The organism is Mariniflexile maritimum (genome assembly GCF_009746565.1).
Lineage (GTDB): Bacteria > Bacteroidota > Bacteroidia > Flavobacteriales > Flavobacteriaceae > Mariniflexile > Mariniflexile maritimum.
Genome location: NZ_WRPN01000006.1, coordinates 85,173 through 103,872, shown reverse-complemented (window position 1 = coordinate 103,872; position 18,700 = coordinate 85,173). Strand labels below are relative to the sequence as shown.

Below are 18,700 nucleotides of genomic sequence, written 5' to 3'. Positions count from 1 at the left end.
TAGAAATCTAAATGGTCTAAAAATCTAATCGTCTAAAAAATCTAAAAAAATGAAACAAGCATATATAGTAAAAGCATACAGAACCGCAGTTGGCAAAGCTCCAAAAGGTGTTTTCCGATTTAAACGTGCCGATGAGTTGGGTGCGGAAACCATCCAATACATGATGAAAACATTGCCCAATTTGGATGTAAAACGCATTGACGATGTGATAGTTGGCAACGCGATGCCCGAAGGTGCGCAAGGTTTAAACATGGCGCGGTTTATTTCATTAATTGGCCTAAATAGTGTTGACGTTCCCGGGGTTACCGTAAACCGTTTTTGTTCTTCAGGCCTCGAAACCATAGCCATTGCAGCGGCAAAAATTCAATCGGGAATGGCCGATTGTATTATTGCTGGAGGTGCAGAAAGCATGAGTTCGGTACCTATGACGGGCTTTAAACCAGAGCTGAATTACGATACCGTAAAAGCTGGACATGAAAACTATTATTGGGGCATGGGCAATACTGCCGAAGCGGTGGCAAATCAGTTTAAAGTATCTCGCGAAGACCAAGATGAATTTGCATACCATTCGCATATAAAAGCGTTGAAAGCACAAGCTGAAAACCGGTTTCAAGATCAAATCGTTCCAATTGATGTTGAACAGGTTTTTATAGATGAAAATGGCAAAAAAGCGACCAAATCATACACCGTAACCAAAGATGAAGGCCCACGTGCTGGAACAAGTTTGGAAGCTTTGGCAAAATTACCTCCCGTATTTGCCGCTGGTGGTAGCGTAACCGCAGGTAATTCATCACAAATGAGTGATGGTGCTGCTTTTGTGATGGTTATGAGCGAAACCATGGTAAAGGAATTAAACCTAAAGCCCATTGCGCGCTTAGTAAATTATGCCGCTGCTGGTGTAGAACCAAGAATTATGGGTATTGGCCCTGTAAAAGCCATACCAAAAGCTTTAAAATTAGCCGGCTTAAAACAAAGCGACCTAGAATTAATTGAACTTAATGAAGCCTTTGCATCGCAATCGTTAGCGGTTATTAGGGAATTGCATTTGAACCCAGATATTGTTAACGTTAATGGTGGTGCCATAGCATTAGGGCATCCTCTGGGTTGTACGGGAGCAAAATTATCGGTTCAATTATTTGATGAAATGCGTCAACGAAACATGGCAGGTAAATACGGAGCGGTAACCATGTGCGTTGGTACCGGACAAGGGGCTTGTGGAATTTTTGAATTTTTAAACTAAGATTCAAGATTATTAGAACCAAGAAACAAGACGAAGCATAACTTCAAAAAACGAAAAGGAACTAGTAAAAGTTCAGATAAACACTTCAATAAATACTAGAAGATGGTTTAGGATCTGCTTTTGAATGGGAAACTCAATTGCATGCAGCTTTTAATGAAAGCTATGTTTCAGAGGAAAACTTTAAAGAATTAGAACAAAAAATAAAACAAATACAAAATGATTTCAAGTTTTAAATCAGGACTAAAATGATAAGTCTTGTTTCCTGATTCTTGAATCTCTAAATCCAAAATAATATGGAATCAACAGAAAAAGACATTTTAAGAGGTGGCCAATTCTTGGTGAAAGAAACAAACTGTGACGACATTTTCACCCCTGAAGATTTCACGGAAGAACAACAAATGATGAAAGAAGCGGTTAAGGAATTTGTTGACAGAGAGTTATGGCCCAACAAAGCGCGTTTTGAAACCAAAGACTTTGCATTTACCGAAGCATGCATGCGAAAAGCAGCCGATTTAGGCTTTTTAAGCGTTGCAGTACCAGAAGCCTATGGCGGTTTGGGCATGGGGTTTATCTCCACCATCTTGGTATGCGACTACATTTCTGGTGCCACAGGTTCATTTAGTACCGCTTTTGGTGCCCATACCGGTATTGGAACCCTTCCTATAACCCTGTATGGTACCGAAGAACAAAAACAAAAATATGTACCAAAGTTGGCTTCTGGCGAATGGTTTGGCTCCTATTGTTTAACCGAACCCAGTGCTGGTAGCGATGCCAATTCCGGAAAAACGAAAGCTGTTTTATCTGCTGATGGAAAATATTATAGCATTACTGGTCAGAAAATGTGGATTTCAAACGCAGGTTTTTGCAGTTTAATGATTGTATTTGCGCGCATTGAAGACGATAAAAACATTACAGGTTTCATTATTGAATACGACAAGAACAACCCTAATGGCATTACTCTGGGTGAAGAAGAACACAAATTAGGCATTCGTTCATCATCAACCCGACAAGTGTTTTTTAACGACACCAAAGTACCGGTTGAAAATATGCTTTCAACGCGTGGCAATGGTTTTAAAATAGCCATGAACGCCTTAAACGTGGGTCGTATTAAATTGGCCGCAGCCTGTTTGGATGCGCAACGTCGCGTTATTTCAGAATCGGTTAAATATGCCAACGAACGCATACAATTCAACACCCCAATTGCCAGTTTTGGCGCCATCCAACAAAAAATTGCAGAAATGGCCACCAATTGTTGGGTAGGTGAAACGGCTACCTACCGCGCCTCAAAAAACATTGAAGATCGCATCACCATACGGCAAAACAATGGAAAAGATACGCACCAAGAAGCTGAATTAAAAGGCGTTGAGGAATATGCCATTGAATGTTCCATTTTAAAAGTAGCCGTATCAGAGTTCACGCAAAAATGTACCGATGAAGGTATCCAAATTTTTGGTGGCATGGGCTTTTCCGAAGATACACCTATGGAATCGGCATGGCGCGATGCCCGTATCGCTCGAATTTACGAAGGCACCAACGAAATTAACCGCATGTTAAGCATTGGCATGCTTATTAAAAAAGCCATGAAAGGCCATGTTGATTTGTTAGGGCCAGCCACAGCAGTTGCCAACGAATTAACTGGGATTCCATCTTTTGACATCCCAGATCATTCAACCTTGTTTTCAGAAGAAAAAAGCATTATTGCCAATCTTAAAAAACTATTCTTAATGGTTGCCGGTGCTGCGTTACAAAAATATGGTGAGGAAATTGAAAAACATCAACAATTGATGCTGGCCGCTTCCGATATTTTAATCCAGATTTATTTAGCGGAATCTGCCATTCTACGAGCGGAAAAATTGGCCAAAAAAGAAGGGGAAGATCAAGTAAAAGAACAAATAGCCATGGCCAAATTAAACTTGTTCCATGCTATTGATATTATTGAAACCGCCGGGAAACACTCCATCATTTCATTTTCCTCGGGCGATGAACAACGCATGATGCTTATGGGCTTAAAACGTTATATAAAATATGTGAACATGCCTAATATTATAGAATTACGAAATATTATTGCAAGCAAAGTCATTAAGGAAAACAACTATTGCTTTTAAACAATTCAGACTAACTCACTTTTAAAAGCGTTTCAGGATTTATTTTTTGAAACGCTTTTTAATTTTAAGTATTTTAGTAAAAAATTAGCTAATGACATACCGTCCATATATCCTATTGCTCTTTCTTATGGTGCCACTATTTTTTTCTGGGGCCCAAATTCTTTCAGAAAAAAACAAATTCACAAAACAAGATACCTTACGTGGTAGCATCACCCCAGAACGCGCTTGGTGGGATGTAACCTATTATCATTTGGATATTGCCGTGAATCCGGAAAAAAAATACATTTCAGGAAAAAACACCATCCACTATAAAGTATTGAAAAGCAATACCGTGATGCAGATTGATTTGCAGCCACCTTTAAAAATGACCAAAGTGGTTCAAAATGGAAAAACCTTGGAAGTAAAACACGAAGGCAATGCCCATTTTATCAATTTAAAGGAAAATCAGCCCATTGGAAGCATTCAAAAGTTAGATGTTTATTATGAAGGCAACCCAAAAGAAGCCGTAAACGCCCCTTGGGATGGCGGTTTTTCGTGGAAAAAAGATGCGAACGGCAACCCTTTTGTTGCAACATCCTGCCAAGGTCTGGGCGCCAGTGTTTGGTGGCCCAATAAAGACCACATGTACGAGGAGGTGGACAGCATGCTAATAAGCGTTACCGTACCAAAAGGTTTGATGGATGTTTCAAACGGCAGACTTAGAAACATTGAAAAACACGAAACCACCACCACTTACCATTGGTTTGTAAACAACCCCATTAATAATTACGGCGTGAACGTGAATATTGGGGATTATGCTCATTTTTCCGAAATATATGATGGTGAAAAGGGCCCTTTGGATATGGATTACTATGTATTGAAAAACAATCTTGAAAAAGCCAAAATCCAATTTAAAGATGCACCAAAAATGATGAAAGCCTTTGAACATTGGTTTGGGCCCTATCCGTTTTATGAAGACGGCTATAAACTGGTTGAAGTGCCCTATTTGGGCATGGAGCACCAAAGTTCGGTAACCTATGGCAATCAATACAAAAATGGGTATTTGGGAAGCGATTTATCACAAACAGGTTGGGGCTTAAAGTTCGATTTTATCATCGTACATGAATCGGGGCACGAATGGTTTGCCAATAGCATTACGAATAAAGATATTGCTGATATGTGGATTCATGAAAGCTTTACGGCTTATTCTGAAAATCTATTTTTGGATTATTACTACGGAAAAAAAGCTTCATCCGAATATGTAATAGGAACCCGCAAACGCATTGAAAATGACAAACCAATTATTGGAGCCTATAATGTAAATAGCGAAGGTTCTTCCGATATGTATTATAAAGGTTCAAACATGCTTCACACCTTAAGGCAGCTTATTGAAAATGATGAAAAATGGCGGCAAATTTTACGTGGCATGAACAAAACGTTTTACCACCAAACGGTTACCACTAAGCAAATTGAAGATTTTTTATCAAAAGAAACAGGCATTGATTTAACCGCATTTTTTAATCAATATTTAAGGACTACAAAAATACCGACTTTAGAATATGCCATTAAAAACAACGAATTAAGATACCGCTGGACCCAAATTGTTGATGCTTTTGATATGCCAATAAAAATAATAATTAACGGAAAGGAACGGTGGATTTATCCAAAAGCAGAATGGAAAACGCTTTCTTTAAAATCAAAAAATGCTAGTTTTGAAATAGATCCCAATTTTTATGTGTATTCAAAAAAATTGTAGCGTTTTAGAAGAAGAGAAACTATTCCACCCGTTTCAAGCCTTCAACATCCTCAATTCTAATTTGTTTGCCCATAATGGAAATTAATCCTTCTTTTTTGAATTGGGACAATACCCGAATGGCCGATTCGGTTGCAGTACCTACAATGTTTGCAAAATCTTCGCGCGACAACAAAACACTTAACGTTCTATCGGGGTTTACCCCAAAGTTGTCCTGAATATAAACCAAGGTTTCGGCTAAACGTTGCCTTACCGATTTTTGTGCCATGTTTACAATAATATCATCGGCCTCTTTTAAATCTTGCGCCATTTCCTTTAGTACATCAAAAGAAAATTTAGGGTTGCTTTGTAGGTCGCCAATTATTTCTTGCTTTGGCAAAAAACACACTTCCATATCGTTTAAAGCAACAGCTTGCAAGTTAGAAACCTGGTCGGTAACTAAAGAGCGCTGACCAATTAATTGGCCCTTCACAACAATTTTAACTATTTGGTCCTTACCGTTTTCACTTAATTTTGATAGTTTGCAGATACCGTCCTTAACACAATATACGCCGTTTATGGCTTCACCTTCTTCAAAAATAACCTCGCCTTTTTTAATAAATCTGGAGGTCTTGCAGTTGGAAATACGAACCAATTCTTCCTTACTTAAAGATTTAAGCGCGTTAAACTGCTTTATAATACATTGTTCACACTTACCCATATTCATTAATTGAGGTTTCACAAAATTAATCAAAATAACACAAAGTACCCCAGTAACATGTCTTTTTAATGCAATACTAAAAAGGGAATATCTTTATAATAACTAATTTCCTTTACCGTGGGGTGAAATAAAATTTTATGGAAATAATTTAAGTTTTTTGCTAACATGGCAATCATGTTTATTTCCCTGTTATCAACAAATTTTTGCACAGCATCTTCGATGTGCTTATTGGTTAAAAAATGAAAACTGTGTGGGTAGTTTTCAAAATAATCGTTTAAATAATCTTTGTTCCGTTGCTGTTCGTCGGTTAGCGCATCACCAAACCTATTAATGTGCAAAACCCTAACGGCTGCGTTGTGGGTTTCCATAATATCTGAAATGGGCTGTAAGACCTTGGTTTTACAGAAAATTGAAAAATCGGTAGGAAAAGCTATTTCTTTGGGTTTTACAAATTTTGCGTTTTCAGGCACTACAATTGTGGTGCATTTTACTTTGGTAATAACGTTGCCCGCATTGCTGCCAATAGGTAGTTTTTTTAAACAAGATTCCCCTTTAGTTCCCATAACTATAAGGTCTATATGTTTTTCTTCCACTTGTTTTCTAATGGAATCTATCATATAGTTACTATCTGAAATTGTAAAAAAACGGTGCTTTGGATTTATGGGAAACGATTCGTTTATTTGATGCAAAGTTTCTTGCAAACGCACTTTTGAAGGCTTTACAAGCAACTCATAATCCGATTGTTGATTTGCGCCGTACGTTAAGTTTTCGTCCTCAGAAGTTGAGGCCGTATTAACGTGCAACAAATAAAAGTTGCATGCCGACTTGCTGAAAAACTGGAGCGCATACTCAATGGCATTCCATGCGTTTTCAGAGAAATCGGTCGGTACTAAAATATTCTTCATGCTTATTTGTCTAGTAAAAACAAAAGTAATGGCATGAATTTTAATGAAATATGACCAAAATCATAACGCCGGCATTATGGCCAAAAAATCACTCTATTTGCTGCAATTTATTGAGGTCTAGTATCTTGATGTCCCTACCTTCAATTTCAATAAGGCCCATTTCCTTAAAACTTGATAAGGTTCTAATCAAACTTTCCAATGCGATACCTGCAACACTGGCCAAATCGTTTCTTGAAATACGAATGGATTCTTGGGGTTTTCGGTTTAATTTTTCAGCAAATTTAAGTATGGTTGTTGCGGTTCGTTTTTTTACCGAGCTGTAAGCCATTTGCAGCAATTGGTCCTTTACGCCCGTTAGATCGTCGGTTAGTAATTGAATAAGTTCTAAGGTTACTTTATGGTTGCTGTTTAACACGTTTTTTAGTTCGTTTTTGGAAATAGCTACCAATTCGGTATCCTGTATGGCTGCGGCGGTTTCTTGGTAAGGTATGTTTTGGGTGAACGAAGTATAGCCAAACAAATCATCTGCTTTATGCAAAGCGGTGGTGAGGTCTTTGCCCTGTTCGTCCAATTTATGGCACTTAACCAATCCTTTAATGATTAAATAAATGTTGTTTGAATTTTGCCCTTCTTCATAAATAACATCGCCAGAGGCCACATTAATTGAGGTGCCATTATCATCAAAAAAGTTTTTTAGGTCGTTAAGGGTTCTAAGCTCATCATCGTTTTCAATGGCGTTTTCCTGTGCATGATTGCTTCTATCTTTCAAAATGGCCGCTTTTGCCAACCTGCTTTCTATGGCGCTTATTAGTTCATCTTCCTCAAATGGCTTGGTTATATAATCGTCGGCTCCCAAATCCATTCCCTTTCTAACGTCCTTACGCTCGGTTTTTGCCGATAAAAAAACAAACGGTATGTGCTTGGTTTTTTCATTTTTTGAAAGTGCGTCCAAAACGCCATAGCCATCAAGTTCTGGCATCATGATGTCGCAAATGATAATATGTGGCAAGGTGTTTTTTGCCAGTTCCAAACCAATTTTACCATTGGGGGCGGTAATAACATCATATTGGGAAAGCTCTAATAATTCTGCCGTATTTTCCCGTAAAACGACGTCGTCTTCTATCAATAATATTTTTTTCATTGCTTTGCTTTATTTGGTAAAATAAAAGTGAATTCACTGCCAACGTGCTCTTTACTTATAAAACTTATAGAACCTCCTAGGTTTTCTAAATGGCTTTTTACAATGTTCAGGCCAATGCCTGTGCCTTGTGTAAGCAATGCATTTTCGGCCCTAAAATAGCGATTGAAAATGCTTTTTTGGTCGTTTTCGGGAATACCAATACCGTTATCCTTTATAATGAAGGTGCTATACGTTTCATCTTGCGTAATTTGAATATCAACCAAGGTGTTTTCCGAAGAATATTTAATGGCGTTGTGCACGAGGTTTGATAGTGCCAATTCTACGATTTTTTCATCTTGGAACAGCGCATAGTCGTCAATATTTTCAGGATAATTGATGGTTTGGCCTTCCTTTAAAAGCATGTTGGCGTTGTAAACTACCTCATTAACCACTTTGCTTATTTTAAACGTACTGAAATTGTAGGTTATTTTTCCGGTTTCTAATTTTTCAATCGATAAAAAGTCGTTCAAAATATTATTAAGGTAGTGCACCTTTTCTGAAATTGTTTTGATATGCTTATCGCGCCTATCCTGTTGTTCGGACAATTTATATTTTCCCAACAACATGGCAGACGTTAAAATACCGCTTAATGGTGTTTTAAATTCATGGGAAACCAACGACAAGAATTTGGTTTTCAACTCATTGAGTTCCTTTTCCTTTTTCAGGGCCTCTTTTGTTTTGTTCTGGGCCTCGATGCGCTTTTTTATTTCGGCATCGCGCTCAAGGTTTACCATTTTTAAGGCTTCAACGGTATTGCTAAGTTCTTGAGTACGTTCGCTTACCTTTTTTTCTAGTTTGGTATTGAGTTCCTGCAATTGGAGCTCGTGTTGTTTCCGAATTGAAATATCAATAACCAAGGCCATCACAAACGAATTTCCGTCAATCTTTAATGGGTTTAGGCCCACTTCAACCGGAAATGCACTGCCATCTTTTCGCGCTCCAAACAAATCGCGCCCTTTACCCATTTGCCTGCTTTCTTGGTGCTTTACAAAACCATGAAAATAGGCACCGTGTTTGGCATGGTACTTTTGGGGAATTAACAGTTCCAGTTGCTGGTTAACAATTTCTTCTTTGCTGTAACCAAACATGGCCTCTGCAGAGGCATTTGTGGCAACTATTTTTTGCGTGTTATCCACCACAATAACACCCTCGGAAACGGCTTCAAATAAAATATTAAAAATGTCCTTACCGTCTTTAAACATTATAGCAAAGCGTTTTTGTAATTATAAAAGACCCCAGAATTTGTACGCAACCCGTAAACCCTACTCTCTGGGGTAGAGAACCATTTTGAATTTCTAATGTGCTATAATACATACCTAATTTTTGAAGCGGTGTAAAAATAGCAAAAACATGACAAATATCATATTTAAAAGCGCTTCAATTCATATTTTTGCGACAGGTATATTTGAGCGAATAATAAATGGACAAACACACGTGTTTTCATTGTGGATTGGATGCCACTGCATCTAAAATCACTTTTGACGATAAAGTATTTTGCTGTAATGGTTGTAAAACAGTTTATGAAATTTTTTCTGCAAACGATTTAACCTGTTATTACGATTTACAGCAAGCCCCAGGCGCTACCCCAAAAGACATTGAGGGCAAATACAATTTTTTAGAAAACACCAAAATTATAGAGCAACTTTTAGAATTTAACGATGGCAGCACACAAATAGTTACCTTGTACATTCCCCACGTGCATTGTAGCTCGTGCATTTGGATTTTAGAAAACCTCAACAAATTAAACCCAGCTATAAGCGCATCGATTGTAAATTTTGGCAAAAAAACCGTTCGCGTAACGTTTAATGCCGAAATGCTTTCGCTTAAAAACCTAGTTGTTTTATTAAGCAGCATTGGCTACGAACCTTTTATAAGTTTGGACGATTACAGCGTTGGGAAAAAGCACATAGACCGCTCCTTAATCTACAAATTGGGCGTTGCGGGTTTTGCCTTTGGCAACGTGATGTTTTTATCGTTTCCGGAATACTTTCAGGTAGGCGAATTTTGGCTGGAACAATTTAAACCGTTTTTCAGGTGGCTCATGTTTGCCTTTTCACTTCCCGTAGTGTTTTATTCGGCCCAAGATTATTTTGTTTCGGCCTATAAAGGACTGCGCTCCAGATTATTGAATATTGATGTACCCATTGCTCTGGGCATCATTGTTTTATTTACAAGAAGCACCATTGAAATAATTTTCGATTTGGGTTCCGGTTTTTTCGACAGCTTAACCGGTTTGCTGTTCTTTTTGTTGCTCGGGAAATTCTTTCAGCAAAAAACCTATGCTTTTCTTTCGTTTGAACGCGATTACAAATCGTATTTCCCCATTGGCATTACCAAAATAACTTCCGAAGGCAAGGAAGAAGCCATACAAGTGTACGATATTGTAAAAGGCGACCGACTTTTAATCAGGAACGAGGAACTGATACCGGTGGATTGTATTTTAATAAAAGGACGTGCCCGCATTGATTACAGCTTTGTAACCGGCGAATCGAGAACGGTTTCAAAACAATCGGGCGACAAGCTTTTTGCCGGCGGAAAACAATTGGAAGGCAGTATTGAGGTGGACGTACTGAAATCGGTTGAGCAAAGTTACCTAACGCAACTTTGGAGCAACGACGTATTTAAAAAAGACAAATCGCTGGCATTTAACAACATAACCAACACCATAAGCAAGAATTTTACCATTGGCATTTTGCTCATTGCCGTTGTTGCCACCACTTTTTGGCTGGTAGTCGATTCCAGTAAAGCCATCAATGTGTTTACTTCCGTATTAATTATTGCATGTCCATGTGCTTTGGCGTTGGCGGCACCTTTTACCTTTGGAAATGTTTTAAGAATTTTAGGCAATAAAAAGTTCTATCTTAAAAATGCTTCGGTTATTGAGCAGTTGGCGAAAATAGACACGCTTATTTTTGATAAAACAGGCACCATAACGGCCCACAAGGAAACGACCGTAAACTACGATGGTTTACAGCTTTCAGAAGATGAAACATCGTTATTAAAAAGCACCTTACGCGGATCAAACCATCCTTTAAGTAGGTCGTTGTACGCCCTTTTGGATGCCCACGACATCGTAACTTTAGATGATTTTGAGGAGCATTTGGGCAAAGGCATACAGGCCAATTATAAAAACAATACCATAAAGGTTGGGTCGGCCGCTTTTGTGGGTCATGCCACAGATGCCGCCACTTTAAATACCGCTGTTCACATTAGCGCTAACAACCAATACAAAGGCAAGTTCACTTTTTACAATGCCTACCGAAAAGGCTTGTCGCATTTGTTCAACGTTCTAAAAAAAGACTACGATTTGGTTATTCTTTCAGGCGACAATGAAGGTGAAAAAGAAAATTTAACGAAACTTTTGCCAACAAAAACGAAATTGCTTTTTAACCAAAAACCAGAAGATAAATTAGAATACATTAAATACCACCAAAGCGAGGGTGCCCATGTGCTGATGATTGGCGACGGCCTAAACGATGCTGGAGCCTTGGCACAAAGTAATGTGGGGATAGCCATTTCAGAAAACGTGAATGTGTTTTCACCTGCCTGCGATGCTATTTTGGATGCCTCGAAATTTAACCATTTGGGCGACTTTATCAACATGTCCAAATGGGCCCTAAAAATCATCAAATGGAGTTTTGTACTGTCCTTTATTTACAATAGTATCGGGCTTTATTTTGCTGTTACCGGGCAATTATCGCCTGTGGTAGCCGCTATTTTGATGCCCTTAAGCTCTATAAGTGTTGTAGCGTTTACCACCGTTGCAACCAATATTGTTGGCCGAAAAATACCTATATAATTCGTTGCAGCACAAGAATTATATTGAAAATGGAGTACTTTTAAGCAGGTTCCATTGGTTATTAAAAACCTGACGATAAGAAAACAATAAAAAACATGACAAATGTCATATTTTAGATAATTTGATGAAACTATTTTTGAACCGTAACTTCAAGTAGGTATGAGTGTTATTTATATTTTGTTGGCTGTAAGCGTTACAGTTGCTATCGTTTTTTTTATTGCCTTTATTGTAGCAGTAAAAAGAGGGCAGTATGACGACAGTTATACCCCATCTGTACGGATGCTATTTGAGGACGAACTTGTTAAAGTTAAAAAACCAAAAAAAATAAATACTAACCAATTAAAAGACTAACAATTACAACTATGGAAATGCAACAATTTCATTACGATAATAAAATCGTTAAGAATTTTATTTACGCAACTATATTATGGGGAGTTGTGGGAATGACCGTTGGCTTAATGATAGCCTATCTTTTTGTTTTCCCAAATTACATGGAAGGTATTTCATGGCTAAGCTTTGGTAGATTAAGACCCTTACATACCAACGCCGTTATTTTTGCCTTTGTGGGAAATGCCATGTTTGCAGGTATTTACTACTCGCTTCAAAGGTTGCTTAAAGCACGTATGGCAAGCGACCTACTAAGCAAAATAAACTTTTGGGGCTGGCAACTTATTATTGTTGCTGCAGCCATTACCTTACCCTTAGGCTACACTTCATCAAAAGAATATGCCGAGTTGGAATGGCCCATAGACATTGCCATTGCCCTAGTATGGGTGGTTTTTGGTGTTAATATGATTTGGACCATCTTAAAAAGAAGGCAACGCCATTTATATGTTGCCATTTGGTTTTATATCGCTACGTTTGTTACAGTTGCAGTCCTTCATATTTTTAATAGTTTAGAGCTTCCGGTAACAACCTTAAAAAGTTACTCTGTTTACGCCGGTGTTCAAGATGCCTTGGTACAATGGTGGTATGGGCATAATGCCGTGGCATTCTTTTTAACAACACCGTTTTTGGGCTTAATGTATTACTATGTTCCCAAAGCGGCCAACAGACCAGTGTATTCATATCGACTTTCAATTGTTCACTTCTGGTCGTTAATCTTTATCTACATTTGGGCAGGTCCGCACCATTTGCTATATTCCGCATTACCAGAATGGGCACAAAATTTAGGAGTTGCTTTCTCTGTTATGTTATTAATGCCATCTTGGGGTGGTATGATAAACGGTCTTTTAACCTTGCGAGGGGCATGGGACAAAGTTCGCGTTGATCCGGTATTAAAATTTATGGTGGTAGCTATTACCGGTTATGGTATGGCAACCTTTGAGGGGCCCACCTTATCATTAAAAAACGTAAACGCGATTGCGCACTTTACCGACTGGATTATTGCACACGTACACGTTGGCGCCTTGGCATGGAACGGCTTTTTGGCTTTTGGTATGATTTATTACCTAATCCCAAGGTTATTTAAAACAAAACTACACTCTATTGCCCTTGCAAACCTCCATTTTTGGGTGGGTACCCTAGGTATCATCATGTATGCCCTACCGCTATATGTTGCAGGATTTACCCAAGCAAGTATGTGGAAGCAATTTAACCCTGATGGCACCTTAACCTACGGAAACTTTTTAGAGACCGTAACCGAAATTATGCCTATGTACTGGATGCGCGCCATTGGTGGCACCTTGTACATCACAGGGATGCTAATATTAGTTTATAACGTAATTGTAACCATTAAAAAAGGAAGCAAAGTTGAAGACGAATTGGCCGAAGCACCAGCACTGGAGCGCGTTACCAAAAAACGAACTGCTGGCGAAGGATGGCATACCTGGTTAGAGCGACGCCCAGTACAATTAACCATTTTGGCAACTGTGGCTATCTTAATAGGTGGTATTGTTCAAATAGTACCAACAATTATGGTAAAATCGAACATCCCAACCATAGCGAGCGTAAAACCCTATACGCCTTTAGAATTGGAAGGACGAGATATTTACATCCGCGAAGGTTGCGTAGGCTGCCATTCTCAAATGATTCGCCCCTTTAGAAGTGAAGTAGAGCGTTATGGCGAATACTCAAAAGCAGGCGAATACGTTTACGACCATCCATTCCTTTGGGGAAGCAAGCGTACCGGTCCGGATTTACACAGGGTTGGAGGCAAATACAACGACAATTGGCACTTTAACCACATGTACGATCCACAGGCCATGAACGATAAATCGATCATGCCACGTTATCCATGGATAATTAAGAATGAATTGGACAAATCGAATACAGAGGCTAAAATGAAAGTTATGGTAACCCTAGGTGTTCCATATACCGATGAGGAAATTACCAATGCCCAGGCCAATATGCTGGCTCAAGGAACAAAAATTGAGCAAAGCCTTTATACCGATCCAGATTTCGTGAATTCGTATGAAGCAGACAAAAAATATGCTGCCGAAAACGGTGAACCATTCGTTGAAATGAAAAATCGTGAAATCGTAGCTTTAATAGCCTATTTACAACGCCTAGGCACCGATATTAAAGTTGAAAAAGCAACAAATTAACCACTAAACCTAATAACATGCTAAAATTTGTAAAAGGCTATATGGATAGTATAGATGGAATAGAAATTTTTCCCATCATCTCCTTGCTTATATTCTTTACCTTTTTTGTGGGTCTTTTTTACTGGGTATTTACCGCTAAAAAAGAGTATATAAAAGACGTTAGCAATCTTCCATTAGACAACCAAAACGACCAAATATTATGAGAAATTTAATTCCATCTTGGGTACGGGTGCCCATTGTATTCTTTATCATTTTCGGAGTTGTAGAATATGTTATCGATTCTGGCTCGAAACCGGCATTTATTGTATATCCTGCCGTAATGCTATTTCTCTTCCTCGTACTTTTAATCTTAATCGCTATTGAAGCCATTGTAAGCGCACTTGAAAACGTGATGCTCCATAAGTTAGATGATGAAGCAAAAGCACGCTTTCTGGCCGAAAAAGAGAAATCGTTCAATTTTAATTGGATAAAAAACCTATACAATAAACTTGTGGGCGAAAACAAGCCCATTGAATCGGAAGGCGAAATTGTGCTAGACCATAATTACGATGGCATTAAAGAACTTGACAACAACCTGCCGCCTTGGTGGATTTGGGGCTTTTATGCATCCATAGTTTTTGCAGCAGTTTATCTTTTAAGATACCATGTTTTTAATGGCCCTACACAGATTAATGAACTCGAAACAGAGATTGCTGAAGCTAGAACTGCCGTTGAAGCCTACAAAAAAACGGCCAAAGATTTGGTTGACATAAACACCGTATCCTTACTTACCGATGCAGCCGACATTAATGCCGGTAAAGCAACTTTTGAAGCCAACTGTGTGGCATGCCACATGGCCGATGGCGGTGGTGGTATAGGCCCTAACCTAACCGATGACCATTGGATTTTAGGTGGCGGTATTAAAAATGTGTTCCATACCATTTCAGAAGGTGGCCGTTCCGGAAAAGGGATGATCGCTTGGAAAGCCCAATTGAAACCATTGGAAATGGCCCAAGTGGCAAGCTATGTGTTAACAAAATTACAGGGTACCACGCCTGCCAACCCCAAAGAAGCCGAAGGCGAGGTTTGGGTAGATGAAAACGCAGCACCTGCTGAAACAAATACCGCTCAAGTTGACACTTTGGCAACCAATGTAAACTAACACGAGTTTAAGAGCCAAGAATTATTATAACAAGAGTAGAATAGACCAATTCTTGGCTCTCTTTTAAATAGAAATAAAAAATGGAAACCCCAGATAACGAATCATTTAGAGACTCCATAGGTACCGTAACGCAAGAAGGAAAACGCGCTTGGGTTTTTCCAAAAAAACCTAGTGGAAAATTCTACAAATACCGAAAATGGGTTAGTTACTTTTTATTGGCATTTTTCTTGTTGGCGCCTTTTGTGAAAATAAACGGCAATCAGTTTTTAATGTTCAATGTGCTTCAACGCCGTTTTAACATCTTCGGTTTTCCGTTTTGGCCACAAGATTTTTACCTATTTGTAATTTCCATGCTTATCGGGGTGGTTTTCATCACGTTATTTACTGTTGCTTTTGGTAGGATTTTTTGTGGATGGATTTGCCCCCAAACCATTTTTATGGAAATGGTTTTTAGGCGCATTGAATATTGGATTGAAGGCGACCGGGGCAAACAAATAAAACTGGCAAAACAACCTTGGAACGCTGAAAAAATAAGAAAAAAAGGATTGAAGTTCGCTATTTTCCTATTGATTTCATTCCTTATTTCCAATATATTTCTAGCTTATTTAATAGGAAGCGACAAACTTATCCAGTACATTTTGGATGGGCCTTTTAGCCATTTAAGCACCTTGTTTTCGTTACTTATTTTTACGGCCGTTTTTTATTTTGTATTTGCTTGGTTTAGGGAACAGGTTTGTATTATTGCCTGTCCTTACGGCCGTTTGCAAGGTGTACTTTTAGACACCAAATCGATTGTGGTTGCGTACGACCATAAACGGGGCGAACGCGATAACGGCAGAAAAAAATGGCGAAAAAATGAGGACAGACAAGCGTTGGGCTTTGGCGATTGTATTGATTGTTTTCAATGCGTACATGTTTGCCCAACGGGTATCGACATAAGAAACGGCACCCAATTGGAATGTGTAAACTGTACCGCATGCATTGATGAATGTGACAGTATTATGGAAAGCGTTAACCTACCAAAAGGATTGATACGTTACGCCAGCGAAGACAATATTGAAAAGAAAGAACCTTTTAAGCTTACAGCCAGAATGAAAGGTTATATAGCGGTACTTACCATTTTAATTGGTTTATTAACGGGCATGCTATTTTTAAGGAATGATGTTGAAGCCACCGTTTTAAAACTGCCCGGGCAGTTATTTGAACACAAGGCAAATAATATAATTAGCAATGTTTACACCTACAAACTGGTAAACAAAACAACCAACAATATTGAAAACGTAAGCATAAAACTGCTTTCGCATAAAGGCACTTTAAAATTGGCCTCGTCCAATAATAATTTTGTGGTGCCTAGTCGTGGCATCGCTCAAGGCACCTTGTTTGTTGAGATTAACAATGCCGCTTTAAGTGGCGACCGAAATAAGATAAAAATTGGTATTTATGCCAATGGTGAACTGATTGAAACCACTACGGCCAACTTTTTAGGGCCACGAAGTTATAGATAAATTGCAACTCTTTTTGGCCTTAAAACCCTGAAAGCGTTACGATTTGCAACGATTGAAACAGTTAAAAATGTGCTACCTTATGGGTTTAAAATGGCCCTGGCTAACAGGTGCATTAGGGATTGAGGCATTGTTGGAGCTACTTGAAAAGAGCGACTGCCGAAAGCCCGACCCGAAGGAACGAGGGGAATGCCATTGTAAAGTTAGAAGTTAGAAGTTAGAAGTACAAAGTTGGAATTGGCCGTTTCTTGAAAATTAGCCCTCGGGGTTTGAAAACAAGTAGTAACTAAAAACAGGTTCCTGCCTACGCAGGAATGAACGATATGAAAATTAATTGGGGTACTGGAATTGTAATTGCATTTATTGGGTTTATTAGCTTTATACTTTACTTTGTTATTAGTATGAATTTTAACGCAAAGTACGACCATGATTTGGTGACCGAAGATTATTATGCTGAGGAGTTGACCTATCAAGATGATATTGATAAACTTGACAATGCTGAAAAACTTGATGAAAATATTACTTATAAAAAAACCGACGAAGGCTTGTTGATTAGCTTTCCGAAAGCCCTAGATATTACTAAAATTACCGGAAAAGTGTTCCTATATAGACCATCTAACAAACAATTAGATTTTGATACTGCTATTTCATTATCTAAACCTTATTTGCTCATACCTGACAACCGTTTGGTAGATGGTCGTTGGAACATTAAAATAGATTGGCAATATAATGGAATTTCTTATTTATTTAAAGAATCTATAAATTATTAACATGCTTGTAACGGCATTTGTTTTAGGATTGGTGGGCAGCTTGCACTGTGTGGGCATGTGTGGGCCTATTGCTTTTATGCTGCCTGTGGACCGAACAAATGCATACAAAAAAATATCGCAAATTACTGTTTACCAAGCTGGAAGGCTTTTTGCCTATAGCTTAATAGGACTTGTTTTTGGGCTTATTGGCAAGAGCCTTTATATTTTTGGGTTTCAGCAACAGCTATCAATTGCCATTGGTATTTTAATGATTTTATTTGTTGTTGTGCCGTCATCGGTTTTCAATACTTATAATTTTTCCAAACCTATTTATCGGCTTATTTCAAAAGTAAAATCGGCTTTGGGCGCTGCCTTAAAGAAAAAAACGGCCGATACGTTTTTAACCATTGGTTTTCTTAACGGGTTTTTGCCTTGCGGATTGGTATATATGGCATTGTTTGGCGCCATTGCGAGCGGCAACGCTTTAGAGGGCAGTTTGTACATGGCAACATTTGGTTTGGGCACCGTACCTTTAATGACCACCGCAATTTATTTTAGCCATTTTTTAAAAGGTGCAGCCAGACAACGCATCCAAAAAATAATTCCTGTATTTGTGGTTATTATTGGCATCATTTTTATATTTCGTGGGTTGGGATTGGGCATTCCTTACCTCTCGCCCGCCCCTGTGAACGAGCTGGTTACCGGAGCTATGGAATGTCATTGATTTGAATACACCACTTTAAACCTAACGTGGCCGCTTTGTTTATAATCTGAAAATTTCGTTTAGTAGCAACCACTTTTCACCTTTTTTTGCGATTGGCACTTTTTGTTGGTATTTCCACATAAGCGTTTCCCATGCCTGAACTTTAGGGTTGCTGGCATCTAATTGGGATTTCGCTTCAAAAGAAAACGAATCATCAACTTCCATTATCATGAACAGCCTGTTGCCTTTGTTATAGATTTCCATATTAATTATTCCAGAGGTTTTAATACTTTCCAAAACCTCGGGCCATACTTTTTTATGATGCTCTATATATTCTGCAATTAAACTTGGGTCGTCTTTTAAATCGCAGAAAAGGCAATAACGCTTCGTTTTCATTT

General features: G+C 38.5%; 16 protein-coding genes. 11 read left to right on the top strand and 5 right to left on the bottom strand.

What is annotated here, in order from left to right; all coding sequences use genetic code 11:
- Positions 1 to 49: 49 nt before the first annotated feature.
- The 3 genes from GQO80_RS09750 (at position 50) to GQO80_RS09735 (ending at position 5,080) form a co-directional block, all read left to right on the top strand.
- Positions 50 to 1,240: an acetyl-CoA C-acyltransferase gene (locus tag GQO80_RS09750; RefSeq protein WP_157208170.1), complete on the top strand. Its 1,191-nt coding sequence runs from the start codon at positions 50 to 52 to the stop codon at positions 1,238 to 1,240.
- Between the two features lie 293 nt (positions 1,241 to 1,533).
- Complete coding sequence (locus tag GQO80_RS09740) at positions 1,534 to 3,345, top strand: acyl-CoA dehydrogenase family protein (RefSeq protein ID WP_157208169.1); 1,812 nt, start codon at positions 1,534 to 1,536, stop codon at positions 3,343 to 3,345.
- Positions 3,346 to 3,436: 91 nt separating this feature from the next.
- Entirely contained in the window at positions 3,437 to 5,080 is a 1,644-nt protein-coding gene (locus GQO80_RS09735) for a M1 family metallopeptidase (protein ID WP_157208168.1), read from the top strand.
- Positions 5,081 to 5,099: 19 nt separating this feature from the next.
- Here the strand turns inward: GQO80_RS09735 and GQO80_RS09730 are convergent, their stop codons facing one another.
- The 4 genes from GQO80_RS09730 to GQO80_RS09715 form a co-directional block, all read right to left on the bottom strand.
- Positions 5,100 to 5,777, bottom strand: a complete 678-nt coding sequence (locus GQO80_RS09730; protein ID WP_157208167.1) for a Crp/Fnr family transcriptional regulator — start codon at positions 5,775 to 5,777, stop codon at positions 5,100 to 5,102.
- A gap of 65 nt (positions 5,778 to 5,842) precedes the next feature.
- Positions 5,843 to 6,682: a universal stress protein gene (locus tag GQO80_RS09725; protein ID WP_157208166.1), complete on the bottom strand. Its 840-nt coding sequence runs from the start codon at positions 6,680 to 6,682 to the stop codon at positions 5,843 to 5,845.
- 88 nt (positions 6,683 to 6,770) lie between these two features.
- Positions 6,771 to 7,823: a response regulator gene (locus tag GQO80_RS09720; RefSeq protein ID WP_157208165.1), complete on the bottom strand. Its 1,053-nt coding sequence runs from the start codon at positions 7,821 to 7,823 to the stop codon at positions 6,771 to 6,773.
- On the bottom strand, positions 7,820 to 9,064 hold the full coding sequence (locus GQO80_RS09715) for a PAS domain-containing sensor histidine kinase (protein WP_157208164.1): 1,245 nt from the start codon (positions 9,062 to 9,064) through the stop codon (positions 7,820 to 7,822). The genes GQO80_RS09720 and GQO80_RS09715 overlap by 4 nt, the downstream gene beginning before the upstream one ends.
- Positions 9,065 to 9,282: 218 nt before the next feature.
- Here GQO80_RS09715 and GQO80_RS09710 point away from each other — a divergent pair, with 218 nt between their 5' ends.
- The 8 genes from GQO80_RS09710 (at position 9,283) to GQO80_RS09675 (ending at position 18,323) form a co-directional block, all read left to right on the top strand.
- Positions 9,283 to 11,661, top strand: a complete 2,379-nt coding sequence (locus GQO80_RS09710; RefSeq protein ID WP_157208163.1) for a heavy metal translocating P-type ATPase — start codon at positions 9,283 to 9,285, stop codon at positions 11,659 to 11,661.
- Between the two features lie 159 nt (positions 11,662 to 11,820).
- On the top strand, positions 11,821 to 12,012 hold the full coding sequence (gene ccoS / locus GQO80_RS09705; protein ID WP_157208162.1) for a cbb3-type cytochrome oxidase assembly protein CcoS: 192 nt from the start codon (positions 11,821 to 11,823) through the stop codon (positions 12,010 to 12,012).
- Positions 12,013 to 12,023: 11 nt separating this feature from the next.
- Positions 12,024 to 14,207, top strand: a complete 2,184-nt coding sequence (gene ccoN / locus GQO80_RS09700) for a cytochrome-c oxidase, cbb3-type subunit I (protein WP_157208161.1) — start codon at positions 12,024 to 12,026, stop codon at positions 14,205 to 14,207.
- 17 nt (positions 14,208 to 14,224) lie between these two features.
- Positions 14,225 to 14,410 carry a CcoQ/FixQ family Cbb3-type cytochrome c oxidase assembly chaperone gene (locus GQO80_RS09695; protein WP_157208160.1) on the top strand — a complete coding sequence of 62 codons (186 nt, stop codon included), beginning with the start codon at positions 14,225 to 14,227 and terminating at the stop codon, positions 14,408 to 14,410.
- Entirely contained in the window at positions 14,407 to 15,348 is a 942-nt protein-coding gene (locus GQO80_RS09690; protein WP_157208159.1) for a cbb3-type cytochrome c oxidase N-terminal domain-containing protein, read from the top strand. Before GQO80_RS09695 ends, GQO80_RS09690 begins: the two co-directional genes overlap by 4 nt.
- A gap of 80 nt (positions 15,349 to 15,428) precedes the next feature.
- Positions 15,429 to 16,853, top strand: a complete 1,425-nt coding sequence (gene ccoG / locus GQO80_RS09685) for a cytochrome c oxidase accessory protein CcoG (protein WP_157208158.1) — start codon at positions 15,429 to 15,431, stop codon at positions 16,851 to 16,853.
- Between the two features lie 320 nt (positions 16,854 to 17,173).
- On the top strand, positions 17,174 to 17,620 hold the full coding sequence (locus GQO80_RS09680) for a FixH family protein (protein ID WP_157208157.1): 447 nt from the start codon (positions 17,174 to 17,176) through the stop codon (positions 17,618 to 17,620).
- Between the two features lies 1 nt (position 17,621).
- A complete protein-coding gene (locus GQO80_RS09675; RefSeq protein ID WP_157208156.1) occupies positions 17,622 to 18,323 on the top strand; it encodes a sulfite exporter TauE/SafE family protein in 702 nt (233 codons plus the stop codon).
- A gap of 39 nt (positions 18,324 to 18,362) precedes the next feature.
- Here the strand turns inward: GQO80_RS09675 and GQO80_RS09670 are convergent, their stop codons facing one another.
- Complete coding sequence (locus GQO80_RS09670; RefSeq protein WP_157208155.1) at positions 18,363 to 18,698, bottom strand: L-rhamnose mutarotase; 336 nt, start codon at positions 18,696 to 18,698, stop codon at positions 18,363 to 18,365.
- Between the last annotated feature and the right edge of the window lie 2 nt (positions 18,699 to 18,700).

What these genes read in the sequence shown, in the direction of transcription:
- GQO80_RS09750 (WP_157208170.1), top strand. Translation starts at nt 50, where the DNA reads ATGAAACAAGCATATATAGTAAAAGCATACAGAACCGCAGTTGGCAAA.
- GQO80_RS09740 (WP_157208169.1), top strand. Translation starts at nt 1,534, where the DNA reads ATGGAATCAACAGAAAAAGACATTTTAAGAGGTGGCCAATTCTTGGTG.
- GQO80_RS09735 (WP_157208168.1), top strand. Translation starts at nt 3,437, where the DNA reads ATGACATACCGTCCATATATCCTATTGCTCTTTCTTATGGTGCCACTA.
- GQO80_RS09730 (WP_157208167.1), bottom strand. Translation starts at nt 5,777, where the DNA reads ATGGGTAAGTGTGAACAATGTATTATAAAGCAGTTTAACGCGCTTAAA.
- GQO80_RS09725 (WP_157208166.1), bottom strand. Translation starts at nt 6,682, where the DNA reads ATGAAGAATATTTTAGTACCGACCGATTTCTCTGAAAACGCATGGAAT.
- GQO80_RS09720 (WP_157208165.1), bottom strand. Translation starts at nt 7,823, where the DNA reads ATGAAAAAAATATTATTGATAGAAGACGACGTCGTTTTACGGGAAAAT.
- GQO80_RS09715 (WP_157208164.1), bottom strand. Translation starts at nt 9,064, where the DNA reads ATGTTTAAAGACGGTAAGGACATTTTTAATATTTTATTTGAAGCCGTT.
- GQO80_RS09710 (WP_157208163.1), top strand. Translation starts at nt 9,283, where the DNA reads ATGGACAAACACACGTGTTTTCATTGTGGATTGGATGCCACTGCATCT.
- ccoS (WP_157208162.1), top strand. Translation starts at nt 11,821, where the DNA reads ATGAGTGTTATTTATATTTTGTTGGCTGTAAGCGTTACAGTTGCTATC.
- ccoN (WP_157208161.1), top strand. Translation starts at nt 12,024, where the DNA reads ATGGAAATGCAACAATTTCATTACGATAATAAAATCGTTAAGAATTTT.
- GQO80_RS09695 (WP_157208160.1), top strand. Translation starts at nt 14,225, where the DNA reads ATGCTAAAATTTGTAAAAGGCTATATGGATAGTATAGATGGAATAGAA.
- GQO80_RS09690 (WP_157208159.1), top strand. Translation starts at nt 14,407, where the DNA reads ATGAGAAATTTAATTCCATCTTGGGTACGGGTGCCCATTGTATTCTTT.
- ccoG (WP_157208158.1), top strand. Translation starts at nt 15,429, where the DNA reads ATGGAAACCCCAGATAACGAATCATTTAGAGACTCCATAGGTACCGTA.
- GQO80_RS09680 (WP_157208157.1), top strand. Translation starts at nt 17,174, where the DNA reads ATGAAAATTAATTGGGGTACTGGAATTGTAATTGCATTTATTGGGTTT.
- GQO80_RS09675 (WP_157208156.1), top strand. Translation starts at nt 17,622, where the DNA reads ATGCTTGTAACGGCATTTGTTTTAGGATTGGTGGGCAGCTTGCACTGT.
- GQO80_RS09670 (WP_157208155.1), bottom strand. Translation starts at nt 18,698, where the DNA reads ATGAAAACGAAGCGTTATTGCCTTTTCTGCGATTTAAAAGACGACCCA.